This is a genomic window from Frigoribacterium sp. PhB118 (assembly GCF_003751725.1).
Classification (GTDB): Bacteria; Actinomycetota; Actinomycetes; order Actinomycetales; family Microbacteriaceae; genus Frigoribacterium.
In genome coordinates this window covers 152391-170069 of record NZ_RKID01000004.1, presented here as the reverse complement: position 1 = coordinate 170069, position 17679 = coordinate 152391, and the positions used below count along the sequence as shown (strand labels likewise).

Sequence of the window (17679 nt, the reverse complement as noted above, 5' to 3'; positions counted from 1 at the left end):
CATGCCGTCCCCGGCTCGGACGCGCTCGCCGGCGCGATGGCCGAGACGTCCGTGGGCAGGGACGTCGCGGTGTTCTCGGGTGCGGAAGGGGCCGCGGTGGCGGGCACACCGGCGGCGGGGTCGTGTCGGGTCACGTCATTCGCTTTCTTGGCTGGAGATCTGCTCGGCCAGGGAGGTGGCCAGGACGTCGAACTCGGCGTCGTCGGCCGTGCCGTAGAGCACGTACGAGCTGCGGTCGACCGTGGTGGTCAGGGCATAGGCGTAGTTGCCCGGGTCGTCGGCGTCGCGCCGATCGTAGACGTCCCAGGTCAGACCGCCGATCGACCGGGTCGACGTCGCCGCCGCGTTCTGCACCTGCAGGCTGACCCAGGTCGGATTGGCGTCGATGCCCTGTTCGAGCCCGATGAACTGCTGGGCCGGCGTGATCAACCCCACGTACCAGGTCGGTACGTCGTCGCGGGTCGTGGAGCGGACCTCGGCGGCGTTCGAGCTCCAGCCGTCGGGCAGCGGAGGCGCGGCCAGGGGGGCGTCGACGCTCGCCTGGGCCTGCGACGCGACCTGGACGTAGTCGATCTCTTGCCGGTTCACCGTGCCACTTGGGCGGACCACGACGAGCACGAGGAAGAGCACGATGCCGAGCGAGGCGACGATCGACAGGGTCAGGTTGATCGCCGTCTGGTTCGCGTAGTGCTTGCGGGTGTTCTCGGCCTTGCGCGCGGCGGTCTCGTCCGGGGTCTCGGGTCGGCCGAGTTCGGCGACGATGCGGGGCTCTCGGGGACGTCGCGAGCCCCGTGGGCCGCCGTCGGAGGGGGAGGTCATTCTGCCGACACCTGACGGCGGGCCGCCTCGAGGCGCTCGCGCGCCCCCATCAACCATTCTTCGCAGCGCCGGGCGAGCGCCTCGCCGCGTTCCCAGAGGGCCAGCGAGCGCTCGAGGGTCGAGGCGCCTTGCTCGAGTTCGGACACGACGGACACGAGCTCGTCGCGGGCCTGCTCGTAGCTGAGCGACGAGACGTCGGGCGGGGTGCTGGTCGGGGTGGTGTCCACGTGACGATCCTAACGAGGGGTGCTGACGGAGGTCGTGGCGGACGCCACGGGTGACGACTCGTCGGGAGCGTCGGAGCCTGGGGAGGAGGCGCCGGTGCTGACGGCGCCCACCGCGCCTCCGTCGGTGGTCACGAGGAGGCGCGTCTCGGCGGGGGCCTCGGCGGGGGACCGCAACACCCCGCCCGACGGCAGCTGCACGATCGCGTAACCGCGGCGCAGCGTGCCCTGCGGCGACAGGGCGCGCAGCTGGGCCGTGAGCTCCGAGACGCGGGTGTGCGCCCTCTCGACGGCCCGGCCGACGAGTTCTTCGCCGCGGGCCACCGCCCGGACGACCTCGTCGGCCCGGACGTCGACGAGGGTCTGGGGCGACGCCAGCACCGGCCGGCTGCGGATCTGTTCGAGCCGGTCGATCTCGGTGGCGACCAGCGAGGTCAGACGCACGCCGATGCGGGTGCGCGCCTGTTGCACGCGCGACAGTTCTTCGGTCACGTCGGGGACGACCCGTTTCGCGGCGTCGGTGGGCGTGGACGCGCGCAGGTCGGCGACGTCGTCGAGTAGCGGCCGGTCCGCCTCGTGTCCGATCGCGCTGACGACCGGCGTGGTGCACTCCGAGACGGCGCGGACGAGGCCTTCGTCGCTGAAGCCGAGGAGGTTCTGGAAATCGCCGCCGCCTCGCGCGACGATGATGACGTCGACCTCGTCGTCGGCGTCGAGGCGCTGGATCGCCGCCGTGACCTCGCCGACCATGCGATCGCCCTGCACCGCGGCGTGCACGACGCGGAACGAGACCGAGGGCCATCTCAGCTGGGCGTTGCGCAGGACGTCTTTCTCGGCGTCGCTGTCCTTGCCGGTGACGAGGCCGATGCAGCCGGGAAGGAACGGCAGGGCCCGCTTGCGCTCGGGGGAGAAGAGCCCCTCGGCCGTGAGCTGGCGTCGGAGGCGCTCGAGTCGTTCGAGGAGGTCGCCGAGCCCGACGTGGCGCATGTCGAAGACCTGCATCGTGAGGCTGCCGCCCTTGACCCAGTAGTTCGGCTTGACGGCGGCGATGACCCGGTCGCCCTGCTTGAGGTCGGCGGGTACGCGTGACTTCACGCTGGACCAGATCGAGAACGAGACGGTCGCGTCGTGTTCGAGGTCGCGGAGCTTGCCGTAGACGTTCCCGCCCGAGACGTTCCACTGGGTGATCTCGCCCTCGACCCAGGCCGTCCCGAGGCGGTCGATCCAGTCGCGCACCTTGCTCGCGAGGAGCCCGACGGGCCACGGGGACTCGGCGGTGGGGGGAGGGGGAACGATCGTCATGGAGCTCCGTTCGAGGGGTGGTCGACACCGGCAGGACGAGCGGCGACCCCGGTGATCGACCGGCCGCGCGGTCGCTCCCAGTACGCGACCAGTCCGGCACACCTAGACTCGTCGGGTGAGCCACATCTCCAACGGCGCCCTCGCCATCGACCTGCCGACACCGCGTGTTCCTGCGGTGCGGAACAGGCTAAAGGATACCCCCGTCAACGGACGCAAGCAGGTGCTGCTCGCGGCACCCCGCGGGTACTGCGCCGGCGTCGACCGCGCCGTCATCGCGGTCGAGAAAGCCCTCGAGCACTACGGCGCGCCCGTCTACGTCCGCAAGCAGATCGTCCACAACGTGCACGTGGTCGCGACCCTCGAGAGCCAGGGGGCCATCTTCGTCGACGAGGTCGACGAGGTCCCCCCGGGGTCGCACATCGTCTTCAGCGCGCACGGCGTCTCGCCGGCCGTCGTGAAGGGTGCGGCGGATCGCGAGCTGCAGGCCATCGACGCGACCTGCCCCCTCGTCACGAAGGTCCACCGCGAGGCCGTGCGCTTCGGCAACCAGGGCCGGCACATCATCCTGATCGGCCACGCCGGGCACGAAGAGGTCGAGGGCACGATGGGCCACGCGGCGGATCGCACCACCCTCGTGCAGAACCCGGGCGAGGTCGACGACCTCGTCGTCGCCGACCCCGACAACCTCGTCTGGCTGTCGCAGACCACCCTCAGCGTCGACGAGACGATGGAGACCGTGCGTCGACTGCGTGAGCGGTTCCCGAACATCCAGAACCCCCCGAGCGACGACATCTGCTACGCCACGCAGAACCGCCAGGTCGCCATCAAGAAGGTCGCCCAGGGCGCCGACCTCGTCATCGTCGTCGGATCGGCGAACAGCTCCAACAGCGTGCGTCTCGTCGAGGTCGCCCTCGAGCACGGCGCCAAGGCCGCCTACCGCGTCGACTACACGAACGAGATCAAGCAGGAGTGGCTCGACGGCGTCGAGACGGTGGGGGTCACCTCCGGCGCGTCGGTTCCCGAGGTGCTCGTCGACGAGGTGCTGGCCGACCTGTCGGACGCCGGCTACGTCGACGTCCACGAGGTCGTCACGGCTGAGGAAGACCTGATGTTCTCACTGCCGAAAGAGCTGCGGAAAGACGCGACGGGCCAGGTCGACGCCCGCGGCCTCGGCGGTCGCACCCGATGACCGACGACCGACCGAAGCCGCGCTACGGCGAGTACGCGCCCGAGGGCTGGGTCAACCCCGCCGCGGCCGAGGCCGACGCCGCCGAGGAGGCGCGGGTCACCGGTCAGGACGCTCGGCCCGCGGTCTCGACCGACGTCCGCCCCGGTGACGAGACCCGCACCGCGCCTCCTGCGCTCTCGACCGGGCGGCGCATCGACCGGGTGGCGACGTTCGCCCTGATCGGGCTGGGTGCCTTCGGGGCGATCCAGGCCGTCGCCCGCGTGCCCGGTTACGCGACGACGCAGCTCGCCCAGTTCGAGACGTTCGGGCTCGACCTCTCGGGGTTCGGCTCGTCCGCTGCGCTGCAGACCTTCGGGGTCGTCATGGCCGTGTTGGCCGTGACGCTGTTCGCCGTCTCGACCTGGTGGACCCTCCGGCGGCTGCGCGCCGGGCGTCTCGGCTTCGTGGTGCCCCTCGTCGCCGGTGTGGTCTTCGGCCTCGTGCAGGGCTTCGGAGCGGCGGCCATCCTGATGGGTGACCCGGCCTTCGCCGAGGCGATGCAGAGCTTCACGAACGACTACTTCTCGGGGTCGAACTGACGTCCGCCCCTAGCCTCGACGACGAAGCCCCCGAGCACTCGCTCGGGGGCTTCGTCGTGCGACCAGGAGGCGCGGGTCAGCTCGCCGACTGACCGTACGACCCGAGCTGCTTCGTCGCCTCGACGACGCGGGCGGCCATGGCGCTCTCGGCGACCTTGCCCCAGGCGCGGGGGTCGTACTGCTTCTTGTTGCCGACCTCGCCGTCGATCTTGAGGAACCCGTCGTAGTTCTTCAACACGGTGTCGGCGATGGACCGGCTGAAGGCGTACTGCGTGTCGGTGTCGAGGTTCATCTTGACGACGCCGTTCGAGACGGCCTCGGCGATCTCGGCGTCGGACGACCCCGAACCACCGTGGAAGACGAGTTCGAGGGGCTTCGCGGCGGTGCCGAACTTCTCTTGGATGCCCTGCTGGATCTCGCCGAGCAGTTCGGGACGCAGCTTGACGTTGCCCGGCTTGTACACGCCGTGCACGTTGCCGAAGGTGAGGGCGGCGATGTAGCGGCCGTGTTCGCCGAGGCCGAGCGCCTCGACCACGCGGGTGACGTCGCCCACCGTGGTGTAGAGCGCGTCGTTGGTGCCTTCGTGCTGGACGCCGTCTTCCTCACCGCCGACGACGCCGATCTCGACCTCGAGGATGGCGTTGATGGCCTTGGTGCGCTTCAGCATGTCCTGCGCGATCGAGATGTTCTCGTCGAGCGGGACGGCCGAGCCGTCCCACATGTGCGACTGGAACAGCGGGTTGCGACCGGCTCGGACCTCTTCTTCGGAGGCGGCGATGAGCGGGAGCACGAAGCCGTCGAGGGCGTCCTTCGGGCAGTGGTCGGTGTGGAGGGCGACGGTCACCGGGTAGTTCTTCGCGACCTCGGTCGCGAACTTGGCGAAGGCGATGGCGCCCGCGGCGCGGTTCTTGACGGTGTGGCCGGCGAAGTAGTCGGCGCCGCCGGTGGTGACCTGGATGATGCCGTCGCTGCCCGCCTCGGTCAGGCCCTGCAGCACGGAGTTGATCGTCTGCGACGACGAGACGTTGACGGCGGGGTAGGCGAAGCCCTTGTTCTTCGCCTTGTCGAGCATCTCGGCGTACTGCTCGGGGGTTGCGACGGGCATTGAATCTCCTTCGATCACGGCTGGTGGCTCATCCACCCTAGTCAGCGCACGTCTGTTCGTCCTGGTCGTCGGAGCCCGGTCGGGAGGCGCGGCGCGGGTAAGATCCGGAGCATGGCTGACACGGATTCCGGAACCCTCTACTCGCACCCCGACCGCAACCTCGGCATGGAACTGGTCCGGGCCACCGAGGCGGCCGCGATCCGTTCGGCGCCGTTCATCGGCAAGGGCGACAAGAACGCCGCCGACAAGGCCGCGGTCGACGCCATGCGCAAGTTCTTGGGCACGGTGGCGTTCGACGGCGTGGTCGTGATCGGCGAGGGCGAGAAGGACGAAGCCCCGATGCTCTTCAACGGCGAGCACGTCGGCAACGGCTTCGGCCCGGCCTGCGACATCGCCGTCGACCCGATCGACGGCACGAGCCTCACCGCGGCGGGACGCATGAACGCCCTCTCGGTGATCGCCGTCAGCGACCGCGGCAGCATGTACGACCCCAGCGCCGTCTTCTACATGGACAAGATCGTCACGGGCCCCGAGGGCCGCGGCATCATCGACCTCGACCGTCCCATCGGCGAGAACATCACCGCCCTGGCCGCCGCCAAGGGCATCGCCGTCGAGGACATGCAGATCGCCGTGCTCGACCGTCCCCGTCACGCCGACCTCATCGCCGAGATCCGGGCTGTAGGCGCGTCGACCCGGCTGCTCCTCGACGGTGACGTCGCCGGGGGGATCAACGCGGCCCGTCCCGACTCCCGCATCGACATGTGCGTCGGCGTCGGTGGCACGCCCGAGGGCATCATCACGGCCTGCGCGGTCAAGGCCCTCGACGGCCTGATCCTCGCCCGCCTCGCCCCGAAGGACGACGCCGAGCGCCAGAAGGCGATCGACGCGGGTCACGACCTCGACCGCGTCCTCGACCAGGACGACCTCGTCACGGGCGACAACGCGTACTTCGTCGCCACGGGTGTCACCGACGGCGCGCTCGTCGCGGGCGTCACGCGCAAGCAGGGCATGATCCGCACCTCGAGCATCGTGCTGCGCTCGCACTCGGGCACCATCCGCCGGGTCGAGGCCGACCACCTCGTCTCGAAGTGGTACGGCGAGAAGGCCTGATCGGCGCGACACCCGCCTGACACGACGAACGCCCGGCCTCGGCCGGGCGTTCGCCGCATCAGGGGTCAGTCGTGGTCGGTGCTGCGGTCACCGAGAGCCGACGCGAGCTCGGGGGCGGTGAGTTCTCGGGGGGACTCCTCGACGGTCGTCGGGGTCGCGAGGACCTTGGACTCGTCGAGCATGCTGAGCCGACGGGCCGACGGGAGGACCGTCCGCTCGAGCGACCCGACGAACCGGTTGTAGTCCGTGACGCCGGCGCGCAGCGACCGGCCGAGCTTGTCGACGTGGCCGGCCATGGTCGACAGTCGACCGTAGAGTTCGCGGCTGAGGTCGAAGAGCTCTTTCGCCTCGGCGGTGACGACGTCCTGTTGCCAGCTGAAGGCGACGGTCTTGAGCACCGACCAGAGGGTCACGGGCGAGGCGAGGGCGACGCGCTTCTGGAAGGCGTAGTCCATCAGGGCCGGGTCGGCCTCGAGGGCGGACGACACGAGCGACTCGCTCGGGATGAACGCGATGACCAGCTCGGGCGAGGACTCGAGCCCGGCCCAGTACGTCTTGCCCGCCAGGGCGTCGACGTGGGCCCGCAGCGCCTTGACGTGCTGCCGGACCAGCTGGTCGCGTCGTGCGCCCTCGTCGCCCGTGGCGGATGCGGGGATGGCGCTGGCCTCGAGGTAGGCGGAGAACGGCACCTTGGCGTCGACCGCGATGTTCTTGCCGCCGGGGAGGTGCACCACCATGTCGGGGCGACCGGAGCCGGCGTCCGACGAGATCGACGTCTGCACGTCGAAGTCGACGCGCTCGACGAGACCCGCTGCCTGCACGACGTTGCGCAACTGGGTCTCGCCCCAGACGCCGCGCGTGCTGTTCGACTTCAGCGCGGAGGCCAGCGACTCGGCCGTCCCGCGGAGCCGTTCACCCGATTCGGCGGCGGTGCGGAGCTGCTCGCTGAGGGCGCCGTACTGGAGGGTGCGTTCGGCTTCGAGCTCGGCCACCTTCTGCTGGACGGCCTGCAGGCTCTCGGCCACCGGGCTGAGCGCGACGAGCACCTGACCGTCGGTGCGCGCCCTCTCGGCCTCGGCGATGCGGACGTCGCGGAGGCGGTCCTGGAACTCGCGGAGGCGGTCTTCTTGCTGCGCGATCTGTCGACGGTACTGGTCGTCCTGACCTTCGAGGCGCTCGCGCGACGCGTCGGCCACGGCGCGGGCTGCGGCGAGGTCGGACGACAGGCGTGCCGTCGCCTCCGCGGCGCGGGTACGGGCGACGAGTGCCCCGACGGCGACGCCGAGGACGAGACCGAGCAGCAGGGCGAGGAACAGCGCGAGCGGAAGGGGCATGGCGGAAGTGTGGCAGCGGCCACCGACACCGGTCGGGAGTCGACGCGATGGGGTCGGGAGAGACCGACGCGCCCCGGGGGCGTCGGACTGGCGTGAGGAGGCGCCTAGCCCAAGGCCATCGGGCGTCGGTCGGCCCGGGGCACGGCGGGCGCCGTCGGCGCCCCGGCCGGCTGCAGCACCTTCACCTTGACCGACGCGATCGTCGCGAGTTCGGCCAGGTCGGAGGCACCGTGGAACAGTGCGGCGTGGGCGACGATGGCCGCGCAGGCCTCGGCGTCGGCGAGGGCGTCGTGGTGGGAGAAGACGTCGAACCCGGCGGCCGTCGCGGCGACCGGCAGCCGGTACGAGTCGAGCGAGTAGGTCTTGCGGGCGACCTGCAGGCTGCAGAGGTACGACCACGGGGGAGGGGTGAGCCCGGTCGCCGCGCAGGCGGCCTTGATGACGCCCATGTCGAAGCCGGCGTTGTGGGCGACGAAGACGTCGTCGCCGGCGAAGTCGGCGAGCAGCTCGAACTGTTCGGCCCAGCCGAAGGCGCCGACGACGTCGTTCGCGACGATGCCGTGGATGCGGGTGTTCCACTCGGAGAACTCGTCGTGCCCGGTGGGTGGCTGGATCAACCAGCCGACCTTGTCGACGACGACACCGTCGCGGACCTTGACGAGGCCGACGGAGCAGGCACTGGCGCTGCTCGAGTTCGCGGTCTCGAAGTCGATCGCGGTGAAGTCGATGGGCATTGACTCATGCTCTCACGCGCCTCCGACACCGCCTCCCCAGGCGCGGTGGGCGACCGTTCCCTCCACAGCGGACCCGGTTCCGACGGCACGGCTCGGCAGGCCCGGTACGCTTGACCCTCGTGGCTCTCACTATCGCGATCGTCGGACTGCCCAACGTCGGCAAGTCCACCCTGTTCAACGCCCTGACCAAGAACCAGGTGCTGGCGGCGAACTATCCGTTCGCGACCATCGAGCCCAACGTGGGCATCGTCAACCTGCCCGACCCGCGCCTCCAGGTGTTGGCCGGTCTCTTCGGCAGCGAGAAGATCCTGCCCGCGCCGGTGTCGTTCGTCGACATCGCCGGCATCGTCAAGGGGGCGAGCGAGGGCGAGGGCCTGGGCAACAAGTTCCTGGCGAACATCCGCGAGGCCGACGCCATCGCCGAGGTCGTGCGCGGCTTCGACGACCCCGACGTCGTGCACGTCGACGGCAAGGTCGACCCCGAGAGCGACATGGGCACGATCAACACCGAGCTGATCCTCGCCGACCTCGAGACGGTCGAGAAGGCGCTCGTCCGGTACGAGAAAGAGCTGCGGCTGAAGCGCGTCGAGCCGATCGTGCACGAGACGGCCGTGGCCGCCAAGGAGGCGCTCGAGCGAGGCGAGGCGCTCTCGGCCACGAGCATCGACCTCGAGCCGATCCGCGAACTCGGGTTGCTCACGGCGAAGCCCTTCATCTACGTCTTCAACGTCGACGAGGCCGTCCTCACCGACGAGGCGCGCAAAGCCGAACTGCAGGCCCTGGTCTCGCCGGCCGAGGCCATCTTCCTCGACGCGCAGGTCGAGTCCGAGCTGATCGGCCTCGACGACGAGGACGCCGCCGAGCTGCTCGCGTCGCTCGGCCAGGACGAGTCCGGTCTCGACCAGCTCGCCCGCATCGGCTTCGAGACTCTGGGCCTGCAGACCTACCTGACGGCCGGCCCGAAAGAGACCCGCGCCTGGACGATCGGCAAAGGATGGAAGGCCCCGCAGGCTGCCGGGGTCATCCACTCCGACTTCGAGAAGGGCTTCATCAAGGCCGAGGTCATCTCGTTCGACGACCTGGTCGAGACCGGCTCCATCGCCGAGGCCCGCTCGGCCGGCAAGGCCCGCATCGAGGGCAAGGAGTACGTCATGCAGGACGGCGACGTGGTGGAGTTCCGCTTCAACAACTGACCCTCCGGCTCGGGGGCGAGCGCCACTCATCTACTCTCAAGCATGAGCCAAACGGATTCCCCGCCCACCGGCACCACCTCCGGCGCCCCCGCACTGCTGCGCCTCGGCGTCCTGGCCACCTCGCGCAAGCCCGACGAGCGGCGACTGCCGATCCACCCCGCCCACCTCGACCGCATCGACGCCGACCTGCGCGCGAGCATGACCCTCGAGCGCGGCTACGGCCTGCGCTTCGGCATCCCCGACGCCGACCTCGAATCCCTCGTGGCGATGGCCGACCGCGAGCAGATCGTCGCGGACAGCGACGTCGTCCTGCTGCCCAAGCCCCAGGCCGCCGACCTCGAGGGCCTGCGCGACGGTCAGACCCTCTGGGGCTGGCCGCACTGCGTCCAGGACCGCGAGATCACCCAGCTCGCCATCGACAAACGGCTCACCCTCATCGCGTGGGAGGCCATGAACCACTGGCAGTCCGACGGCGGCTACGGCCTGCACGTCTTCCACAAGAACAACGAGCTCGCCGGCTACTGCTCGGTGCTGCACGCCCTCCAGCTCTGCGGCTCGACCGGCGACTACGGCCGCCGCCTCAGCGCCGTCGTCATCGGCTTCGGCGCCACCGCCCGCGGCGCCGTCACGGCCCTCAACGCCCACGGCATCCACGACGTGCGCGTCCTGACGAACCGCAACATCGCCGCCGTCGGGTCGCCGATCCCGTCGGTCGACATCTTCCAGTTCGAACACGACCCCGAGACGCCCGGCGCCAGCACCGTGAACACCCCCGACGGGCCGGTCGCCCTCGCTCCGTTCCTCGCCGCCGCCGACATCGTCGTCAACTGCACCCTCCAGGACCCGAACGCCCCGCTCACCTACCTGCGCGAGACCGATCTCGACGCCTTCCGCCCCGGCAGCCTCATCGTCGACGTCTCGGTGGACGAGGGCATGGGCTTCGACTGGGCCCGCGCCACGACGTTCGCCGAGCCGCTCGTCACGGTGGGCGCCACCACGAACTACTACGCCGTCGACCACAGCCCGTCGCTGCTCTGGAACTCCACGACGTGGGAGATCAGCGAAGCCCTCCTCCCGTTCCTCCGCACCGTCATGGAGGGGCCGACCTCGTGGGCGGCGTCCGACACGATCCGCCGCGCCGTCGAGATCGCGGAGGGGCGGGTCGAGAACGAGGCGATCCTCGAGTTCCAGCACCGCGCCTCCTCGTACCCGCACGCACCGCTCGACTGAGCGGAGCCGCAGGCCGGGCGGTCGCGGGGACGGCTCAGACCATAGGAGGCGCGGCGAGGGCCGCGAGGACGCGCTCGGCCCCGAAGTCCCACGCCCTGTCGACGTCGCCGCCCAGCTGGAAGCCGCCGTTGAGCTCCATGATGACGAAGCCCGCCACCCACGCCGTCAGCGTGCGGGCGGCGTCGAGGGCTCGCTCCGGCCCGACGAGCTGCTCGCCGACCCGGAGGGCGGCGGCGCTCGCCGCGGCGCCGAACTCGCGTCGCGCGGTGGGGACGCCGGGCCCGGGCGTCATGACCAGTTGGAACGCGGCCGGACGTTCGTGCCCGAAGGCCCGGAAGGCGTCGAGCACCTCGCGGGCCGACCCCGCCCCGTCGAGCCGCGCGGCCAGGTCGGTGAGGGTGGCCTCCGCGACCGACCGCAGCAGCGCCTCCCGGTTCTCGACCCTCTTGTAGAGCGAGGGTGCACGCACGCCGACCCGTGCCGCGACCGCGGCCATCGTGAGGCCGGACGGGCCGTCGGCCTCGAGCAGCTCGCGCGCGGCGAGCAGGATGGCGTCGGGTGAGGTGCGGTCGGGTGTGGGCATCCGTCGAGTATAGCTATTGACAATAGCCATGATGGCTAACTACCGTAGCCATCATGGAACTCGCCCCCTCCCTCCACCGCATCGGCAACGACATCGTCGCCGCGTACCTCGTCGTCACGCCCGAGGGCGTGACCGTGATCGACGCCGGTCTGCCCGGCCTCTGGTCCGAACTCGTCTCCGAGCTGGCCGCCGTCGGACGCACCCCCGACGACGTGAAGGGCGTCGTCCTCACCCACGGTGACTCCGACCACGTCGGCTTCGCCGAGCGGCTGCGTCGCGAACACGGGGTGCCCGTGTACGTCCACGCCGCCGACGCCTCGCGGGCGAAGGGCGGGCCGAAGCCGGGGAACGGCATGCCGCCGATGAAGCTCGGCCCCCTGCTGGGGTTCGCCGGCTACAGCCTGCGCAAGGGCGGGGCGAGGACCGCGTGGCTCACCGAGGTCGTCGAGGTGCACGGGGGCGAGACGCTCGACCTGCCGGGTGCGCCTCGGATCATCCCGATGCCCGGGCACTCCGAAGGCAGCATCGCCGTGTTCGTCCCGGGCGTCGACGCCGTGTTCGTGGGCGACGCCCTGACCACGCGCCACGTGACGACCGGGCACGTCGGGCCCGCACCGGCTCCGTTCACCGACGAGCCCGAGCAGGCCCTGGCGTCGCTCGACGCCCTGCTCGGGACCGGCGCGACCTGGGTGCTGCCGGGCCACGGCGCCCCCTGGGACGGTGGCGTGGCCGCGGCCGTCACGGCCGTCCGCGCCGCCGCCCGCTGACCCGACCGAGCCGGCTCGGACGGCGCCGCCCGGCGACGGGCCGACCCGGGGTCAGACCCCGACCGGCACCGCCGCCGGCGTCACCCGCACCAGCACGGCCTTCGACACCGGGGTGTTGCTGCCGATCGACGCGCTGTCGAGCGGCACGAGCACGTTCGCCTCGGGGAAGTACGCGGCGGCGCACCCGCGGGCCGTGGGGTAGGCGACGATGCGGTAGTCGCGCAGCACCCGCTCGACGTCGTCGGTCCAGACCGTCGACACGTCGACCTTCTGGCCGTCGGTGAGCCCGAGGTCGTCGAGGTCGAGCGGGTTGACGAAGACCACGTGCCGACCCTTCTTGATGCCGCGGTAGCGGTCGTTGAGGCTGTAGATCGTGGTGTTGTACTGGTCGTGCGAGCGCAGGGTCTGCAGCAGCAGCGTCCCCTCGGGGCGCTCGACGTGCTCGAGGTCGTTGACCGTGATCATCGCCTTGCCGACCTTCGTCGCGAAGGTCCGCGAGTCGCGCGGCCCGTTCGGCAGCACGAAGCCGTCACGGCTGCGCACCCGCTCGCTGTAGCGCTCGAAGCCCGGCACGACCCGGCTGATGTGGTCGCGCAGCCTGTCGTAGTCGTCCTCGAAGCCCTTCCAGTCGATCTCGAGGTCGGCCCGGTCGCCGAGCGTCGCCCGCGCCAGGCGACTGACGATGGCGACCTCGCTGAGCAGGTCGGGCGCGACCGGCGGCACCTGGCCGTGGCTGCCGTGCACCGAGCACACGGTGTCCTCGACCGAGACGAACTGCGGCCCGGCCTCCTGCACGTCGATCTCGGTGCGGCCGAGCGTCGGCAGGATGAGCGCCTCGGCGCCGACCACGGCGTGCGAGCGGTTCAGCTTCGTCGACACCTGGACGGTCATGTCGGTCCCGCGCATCGCGGCCTCGGCGAGCTGGGTGTCCGAGATCGCGGCCACGAGGTTGCCGCCCATGCCCATCCAGAACTTGATCCGCCCCTCCTGCATGGCCTTGATGCCCTTGAGGGCGTCGACGCCGTGCTCGCGCGGCGGGTCGAAGCGGAACTCCTTCTGCAGGGCGTCGAGGAACTCGTCCGAGACCTGCTCCCAGATGCCCATCGTGCGGTCGCCCTGCACGTTGCTGTGCCCGCGGATCGGCGAGGCGCCGGCACCCGGCTTGCCGATGTTGCCGCGCAGCAGCAGCAGGTTGATGATCTCCTTGATGGTGTCGACGGCCTTGCGGTGCTGCGTGATGCCCATCGCCCAGGTGATGATCACGCGGTCCGAGGCCAGGTAGCGGTCGGCCAGCTCATCGATCTCGGCGCGGTCGAGCCCGGTCGCGAGCAGCACCTCGTCGTCGTCGACCTGCGCGATGTGCTCGCGGAAGGCCTCGAGCCCGACGGTGTGCTCGGCCAGGAACTCGTGGTCGAGCACCGTGCCGGGGGCGGCGTCCTCGGCCTCGAGGACGCGCTTGGCGACGGCCTGCAGCAGCGCCATGTCGCCACCGAGCCGGATCTGCAGGAACTGGTCGGCGATCTCCGTGCCGCGACCCGCGACGCCGCGCGGCAGCTGCGGGTTCTTGTAGCGACGCAGGCCGGCCTCGGGCAGCGGGTTGACCGCCACGATCTTCGCGCCCTTGAGCTTGGCGTCCTCGAGGGCCGTCAGCATGCGCGGGTGGTTGGTGCCCGGGTTCTGCCCGAGGATGACGATCAGGTCGGCCTGCTCGAAGTCGTCGTAGGCGATGGTCGACTTGCCGATGCCGACCACCTCGGCCATGGCGAGGCTCGTCGACTCGTGACACATGTTCGAGCAGTCGGGCAGGTTGTTCGTGCCGAAGGCGCGCACGAACAGCTGGTAGGCGAAGGCCGCCTCGTTCGAGGTGCGGCCCGAGGTGTAGAACGACGCCTCGTCCGGACTGTCGAGAGACCTCAGCTTGTCGCCGACGATGCGGAACGCCTCGTCCCACGACACCTCGCGGTAGTGGTCGCTGCCGGCGGGCTTGTGCACGGGCTTGGTGAGGCGGCCCTGCATGCCGAGCCAGTACTCGGTCTTGTCGAGCAGGTCGGTCACCGAGTGCTCGGCCCAGAACGTGTCGGGCACGAGCACCGGGTTGGCCTCCCAGGTGACCGCCTTGGCGCCGTTCTCGCAGAACTCGGCCACCTTGCGGTGGTTCGGGTCGGGCCAAGCACAGCTCATGCAGTCGAAGCCGTCCTTCTGGTTCAGCGACGTCATGAGCTTGACGGTGCGGGCCAGCCCGAGCTGCTTGATGGCCGGGTCCATCGAGTGCAGCACGCCGGGCACGCCGGCGGCCCACTCGCGCGGGGGGCCGACCTCGATGTCGGCGTCGGTCACGTCGGAGACGGGGGGTTTCTCGGTCACGGTCTGGTTCCGATCGTCAGGGGGACGGGCGAGGAGGCGCGCGTCGCGCCGCCGGGGGAGTGGGCGTGGGCGTCGGCGGCGTCGGCGGAGTCGCGGGACGAGGAGGCGCGGGTCGCGTCGCCGGCGTCGCGCGAGCGGGCCGACGGCTCGGTCCCGTCGGGCTCGCCGAGCCGGTCCGGTCGCGAGTAGACGACCATCGACCGACCGCGGAGGAACCCCACGATCGTGACGCCCAGCTCGGTCGCGAGGTCGACGGCGAGCGACGACGGTGCCGACACGGCGGCGAGCACCGGGATGCCGGCCATCGACGCCTTCTGCGTGAGCTCGAACGAGGCGCGACCCGAGACCATCAGGACGGTCCCGCCCAACGGCAGCCGCGCCTCCTTGACGGCCCAGCCGACGACCTTGTCGACGGCGTTGTGCCGACCGACGTCCTCGCGCAGGACGAGCAGCTCGCCCGTGCGGCCGTCGAAGAGCGCCGCGGCGTGGAGCCCGCCGGTCTTCTCGAACACGTCCTGGCCCTCGCGCAGGCGGTCGGGGAAGGTCGCGAGCAGGGCGGGGTCGACGACGAGGGGGTCGTGCCGCACGTCGTGTTGCGACGTCGTGCGGACGGCGTCGATCGAGGCCTTGCCGCACAGCCCGCACGAGCTGGTCGTGTAGAACGCCCGCTCGAGGCTCGGGTCGGGCGCCGGCACCCCGGGCGCGAGCGTGACGTCGAGCACGTTGTACGTGTTGAGCCCCTCGGCGGTGGCCCCGGCGCAGTAGCGGGCGGCGAAGAACTCGTCACCGGTCGAGATGACGGCCTCGGACACGAGGAACCCCGCGGCCAGGTCGAAGTCGTGACCGGGCGTGCGCATGGTGATGGCGAGCGACGTGCCGCCGACGCGGATCTCGAGGGGTTCCTCGACCGCGAGGGTGTCCATGGTCTTGCGGACGCCCGCGCTGCCGTCGTCACCGACCGTGATGCGGGTCACCGGTTTGCGGGACGTGATGCGTGCCATGGGTCAGGTCTACCCCTCGAACCCCGGAATCGAAAGCCGGCGGGGTCCGCACCTCACCACGGGAGGCCGAGCGAGGGGACGACGTCGCCCGCCCGCGCCCCGCCCTCGGGCACGACGAGCAGCCCGTCGGCGTCGGCCAGGCCGCGCAGCATCGCCGACGACTGGCGCTCGGTCGGCACGGCTCCGTCCGGGGTCGCCCGGTACGCCTGCACGAGCGCGCCGGGTCGGGGGTGGGCCACGTCGACGGCGAGAGTGACGGACCCGGGAGGCGCGGGTCGCCTCCCGAGGAGGCCGTCCACCACCGCGGTCCCCACGACCACGAGCCCCACGTAGGCGGCCATCGGGTTGCCCGGCAGGCACAGGTAGACCGTGTCGCCGCGGCGCGCGACGACCAGGGGCTGCCCCGGACGCATCGCGAGACCGTCGACCACCAGCTCGGCGCCCAGCCGGTCGAGGGCGGCGCGGACGTGGTCTGTCGGGCCGTGCGCGGTGCCGCCGGTCGTCACCACGAGGCGACGGTCCGGGCGGTCGAGGGCGGCGATCGTCGCGTCGAGGTCGTCGGCCACCCGCGTCGTGGTCGCGGACGCCGTGCCGAGGGAGCCGAGGAGGCGCGGCACCGGCACCGAGAACACGTCGCGGACCGTGCCGCGCTCGGGCACGCCCTCGGCCACGACCTCGTCGCCGAGCACGGCCAGGGCCACCGTCGGGCGGGTCACCACGGGCACGGCGTCGTGCCCGCCGAGGGCCAGCACGGCGACGCGGGGCGGGGTGAGGAGCGTGCCCGCGGTGATCAGGGCGTCGCCGCGGTCGATCTCTTCTCCGGCTCGCCGGACGTGCGGCGGACGGCGGGGGTCGTCGTCGGCCGTCAGGACGCCGTCGGCCACGTGCCCGGACTCCGAGCGCAGCACCCGGTCCGTCCCGTCCGGGACGACGGCGCCCGTGGTGACCGGTCGCGCGACCCCGGTCGGCAGCGAGCCGTCGTCGTCGGCGACCCGGCCCGCGACGATCGACGGGCCGAGTCGCCAGGGGCCCTCGCCGGCGACCGCCCAGCCGTCCATCGCCGAGACGTCGGAGCCGGGCACGCGCGCGAGGCTCGTGGCGTCCCGGGCCAGCGTGCGACCGACCGCGTCGGCGAGCAGGACGGTCTCGAGGTCGCGGGGCAGGGCCCGGGCGGCGTCGGACGCCTCGGCGCGGGCCACCCGCCAGTCGGCCCGCCGGACCGTCACGCCGGGTCGGCCGTGGCCAGCGCGGTGGCGGTCGCGGTCGCCCGGTCCAGCTCGGCCTGCGATCCGCCGGCGAGCCCCGCGGCGTAGCCGACGAGGAACGTCGTCAGCGGGGCGGCCGGGCGGGCGACGCCGTGCGCCGCGTCGCGGGCGAGGTCGAGCACCACGGGGACGTCGACCACGAAGTCGTCGGGCAGGCCCAGGGCCCGGACGAGTCGTGCGGCCCAGGCGTCGAGTTCGGCAGGTGTGTCGGTCATGGTCGACACTCAACCAGTCGCGTCGGCCTCGCGCCGGACGACACCCAGGCGGTCGGCGTCGGCGACGGTGTCGACGTCGGCGCAGAGCGCGTCGGGCACGGGGACCTCGAGCAGGTCGAGCCCGTCGAGCAGACGGCGGAGCGACAGGCCCTCGAGGGGGCCGTCGGCCCGCAGCCCTCGGAGTCGCGTCCGCAGGGCGTCGGTCCGGTAGAGAGCGAGCAGTGGCTGACGTCGCCCGTCCGAGTCGACGGCGAGCCGACCGTCCCGGTGTTCGTCGTCCTCGGCGCCGCCGGCGAGGAGGGCCGCCACGGCCTCGGGCGCCCGCGGCAGGTCGCAGGCCAGCACGAGTGCCCACGGTGCCGGGTCGCCGACGACGGCGAGACCGGCCGCGAGGGCGGCCACCGGCCCGGACCAGGCGGGCTCCTCACGGGTGAGCAGGGCTCCGGCGGGCGGCACCCGACCGTCGCGCAGGCCGACCACGACGAGGGTCCGGGCTCCGGCCGCCGCCTGGACGGCCCGGTCGAGGAGCGTCGCGTCGCCACTCGTGAAGCCGGTCTTGTCGGCACCGTGCACCCGGGAGGCGCGACCCCCGGCGAGCAGGACGGCGTCGAACCCGGCGTCCCCGGTCATGCCCTGCCACCCGCGTCCACGCCGCGAGCCTAGACC

General features: G+C 71.7%; 18 protein-coding genes. 6 read left to right on the top strand and 12 right to left on the bottom strand.

Going from position 1 to position 17679, the window contains the following annotated elements; translation table 11 throughout:
- Positions 1-135: 135 nt before the first annotated feature.
- Genes EDF21_RS12535 through xseA form a run of 3 tightly spaced genes read right to left on the bottom strand, consistent with a single transcriptional unit; the run spans position 136 to position 2345 of the window.
- Positions 136-819 carry a DUF4245 domain-containing protein gene (locus tag EDF21_RS12535; RefSeq protein WP_056048791.1) on the bottom strand — a complete coding sequence of 228 codons (684 nt, stop codon included), beginning with the start codon at positions 817-819 and terminating at the stop codon, positions 136-138.
- Entirely contained in the window at positions 816-1046 is a 231-nt protein-coding gene (locus tag EDF21_RS12530) for an exodeoxyribonuclease VII small subunit (protein WP_123571591.1), read from the bottom strand. The genes EDF21_RS12535 and EDF21_RS12530 overlap by 4 nt, the downstream gene beginning before the upstream one ends.
- Before the next feature lie 9 nt (positions 1047-1055).
- Positions 1056-2345, bottom strand: a complete 1290-nt coding sequence (gene xseA / locus EDF21_RS12525) for an exodeoxyribonuclease VII large subunit (protein WP_123571590.1) — start codon at positions 2343-2345, stop codon at positions 1056-1058.
- A gap of 124 nt (positions 2346-2469) precedes the next feature.
- Here xseA and EDF21_RS12520 point away from each other — a divergent pair, with 124 nt between their 5' ends.
- Complete coding sequence (locus EDF21_RS12520) at positions 2470-3534, top strand: 4-hydroxy-3-methylbut-2-enyl diphosphate reductase (protein WP_233568507.1); 1065 nt, start codon at positions 2470-2472, stop codon at positions 3532-3534.
- The gene (locus EDF21_RS12515; RefSeq protein ID WP_123571589.1) at positions 3531-4112 is read left to right on the top strand and encodes a DUF6264 family protein; all 582 of its coding nucleotides are present in this window, start codon (positions 3531-3533) and stop codon (positions 4110-4112) included. Before EDF21_RS12520 ends, EDF21_RS12515 begins: the two co-directional genes overlap by 4 nt.
- A 76-nt stretch (positions 4113-4188) precedes the next feature.
- On the opposite strand, the gene fbaA is transcribed toward EDF21_RS12515, so the two are convergent.
- Entirely contained in the window at positions 4189-5217 is a 1029-nt protein-coding gene (gene fbaA / locus EDF21_RS12510; protein ID WP_123571588.1) for a class II fructose-bisphosphate aldolase, read from the bottom strand.
- Between the two features lie 111 nt (positions 5218-5328).
- Between fbaA and glpX the strand changes: the two genes are divergently transcribed.
- On the top strand, positions 5329-6327 hold the full coding sequence (glpX, locus tag EDF21_RS12505) for a class II fructose-bisphosphatase (RefSeq protein WP_043597850.1): 999 nt from the start codon (positions 5329-5331) through the stop codon (positions 6325-6327).
- A gap of 65 nt (positions 6328-6392) precedes the next feature.
- Here glpX and EDF21_RS12500 read toward each other — a convergent pair whose 3' ends face one another.
- Complete coding sequence (locus EDF21_RS12500) at positions 6393-7661, bottom strand: DNA recombination protein RmuC (RefSeq protein ID WP_123571587.1); 1269 nt, start codon at positions 7659-7661, stop codon at positions 6393-6395.
- A gap of 104 nt (positions 7662-7765) precedes the next feature.
- Positions 7766-8395: an exonuclease domain-containing protein gene (locus EDF21_RS12495; RefSeq protein ID WP_123571586.1), complete on the bottom strand. Its 630-nt coding sequence runs from the start codon at positions 8393-8395 to the stop codon at positions 7766-7768.
- Between the two features lie 119 nt (positions 8396-8514).
- On the opposite strand from EDF21_RS12495, the gene ychF reads away from it, so the two are divergent.
- On the top strand, positions 8515-9588 hold the full coding sequence (ychF, locus tag EDF21_RS12490) for a redox-regulated ATPase YchF (RefSeq protein ID WP_123571585.1): 1074 nt from the start codon (positions 8515-8517) through the stop codon (positions 9586-9588).
- A gap of 42 nt (positions 9589-9630) precedes the next feature.
- Complete coding sequence (locus EDF21_RS12485) at positions 9631-10818, top strand: N(5)-(carboxyethyl)ornithine synthase (RefSeq protein WP_123571584.1); 1188 nt, start codon at positions 9631-9633, stop codon at positions 10816-10818.
- 34 nt (positions 10819-10852) lie between these two features.
- Here the strand turns inward: EDF21_RS12485 and EDF21_RS12480 are convergent, their stop codons facing one another.
- Positions 10853-11401 carry a TetR/AcrR family transcriptional regulator gene (locus EDF21_RS12480; RefSeq protein ID WP_123571583.1) on the bottom strand — a complete coding sequence of 183 codons (549 nt, stop codon included), beginning with the start codon at positions 11399-11401 and terminating at the stop codon, positions 10853-10855.
- Positions 11402-11454: 53 nt separating this feature from the next.
- On the opposite strand from EDF21_RS12480, the gene EDF21_RS12475 reads away from it, so the two are divergent.
- Positions 11455-12168, top strand: coding sequence for an MBL fold metallo-hydrolase (locus EDF21_RS12475; RefSeq protein WP_123571582.1), 714 nt, complete (start codon positions 11455-11457; stop codon positions 12166-12168).
- Positions 12169-12219: 51 nt separating this feature from the next.
- Here the strand turns inward: EDF21_RS12475 and EDF21_RS12470 are convergent, their stop codons facing one another.
- The 5 genes from EDF21_RS12470 to EDF21_RS12455 are packed head-to-tail and all read right to left on the bottom strand — an operon-like array spanning position 12220 to position 17643.
- Positions 12220-14532 (bottom strand): FdhF/YdeP family oxidoreductase, encoded by a 2313-nt coding sequence (locus EDF21_RS12470; RefSeq protein WP_123571581.1) that lies wholly within the window; start codon positions 14530-14532, stop codon positions 12220-12222.
- Positions 14529-15533 (bottom strand): formate dehydrogenase accessory sulfurtransferase FdhD, encoded by a 1005-nt coding sequence (gene fdhD / locus EDF21_RS12465; protein ID WP_123571580.1) that lies wholly within the window; start codon positions 15531-15533, stop codon positions 14529-14531. Before fdhD ends, EDF21_RS12470 begins: the two co-directional genes overlap by 4 nt.
- Positions 15534-15586: 53 nt before the next feature.
- Entirely contained in the window at positions 15587-16759 is a 1173-nt protein-coding gene (locus EDF21_RS12460; protein ID WP_158612920.1) for a molybdopterin molybdotransferase MoeA, read from the bottom strand.
- The gene (locus EDF21_RS16770) at positions 16756-17013 is read right to left on the bottom strand and encodes a DUF6457 domain-containing protein (protein WP_158612919.1); all 258 of its coding nucleotides are present in this window, start codon (positions 17011-17013) and stop codon (positions 16756-16758) included. The genes EDF21_RS12460 and EDF21_RS16770 overlap by 4 nt, the downstream gene beginning before the upstream one ends.
- 9 nt (positions 17014-17022) lie before the next feature.
- Positions 17023-17643, bottom strand: a complete 621-nt coding sequence (locus EDF21_RS12455) for a molybdenum cofactor guanylyltransferase (RefSeq protein WP_158612918.1) — start codon at positions 17641-17643, stop codon at positions 17023-17025.
- Between the last annotated feature and the right edge of the window lie 36 nt (positions 17644-17679).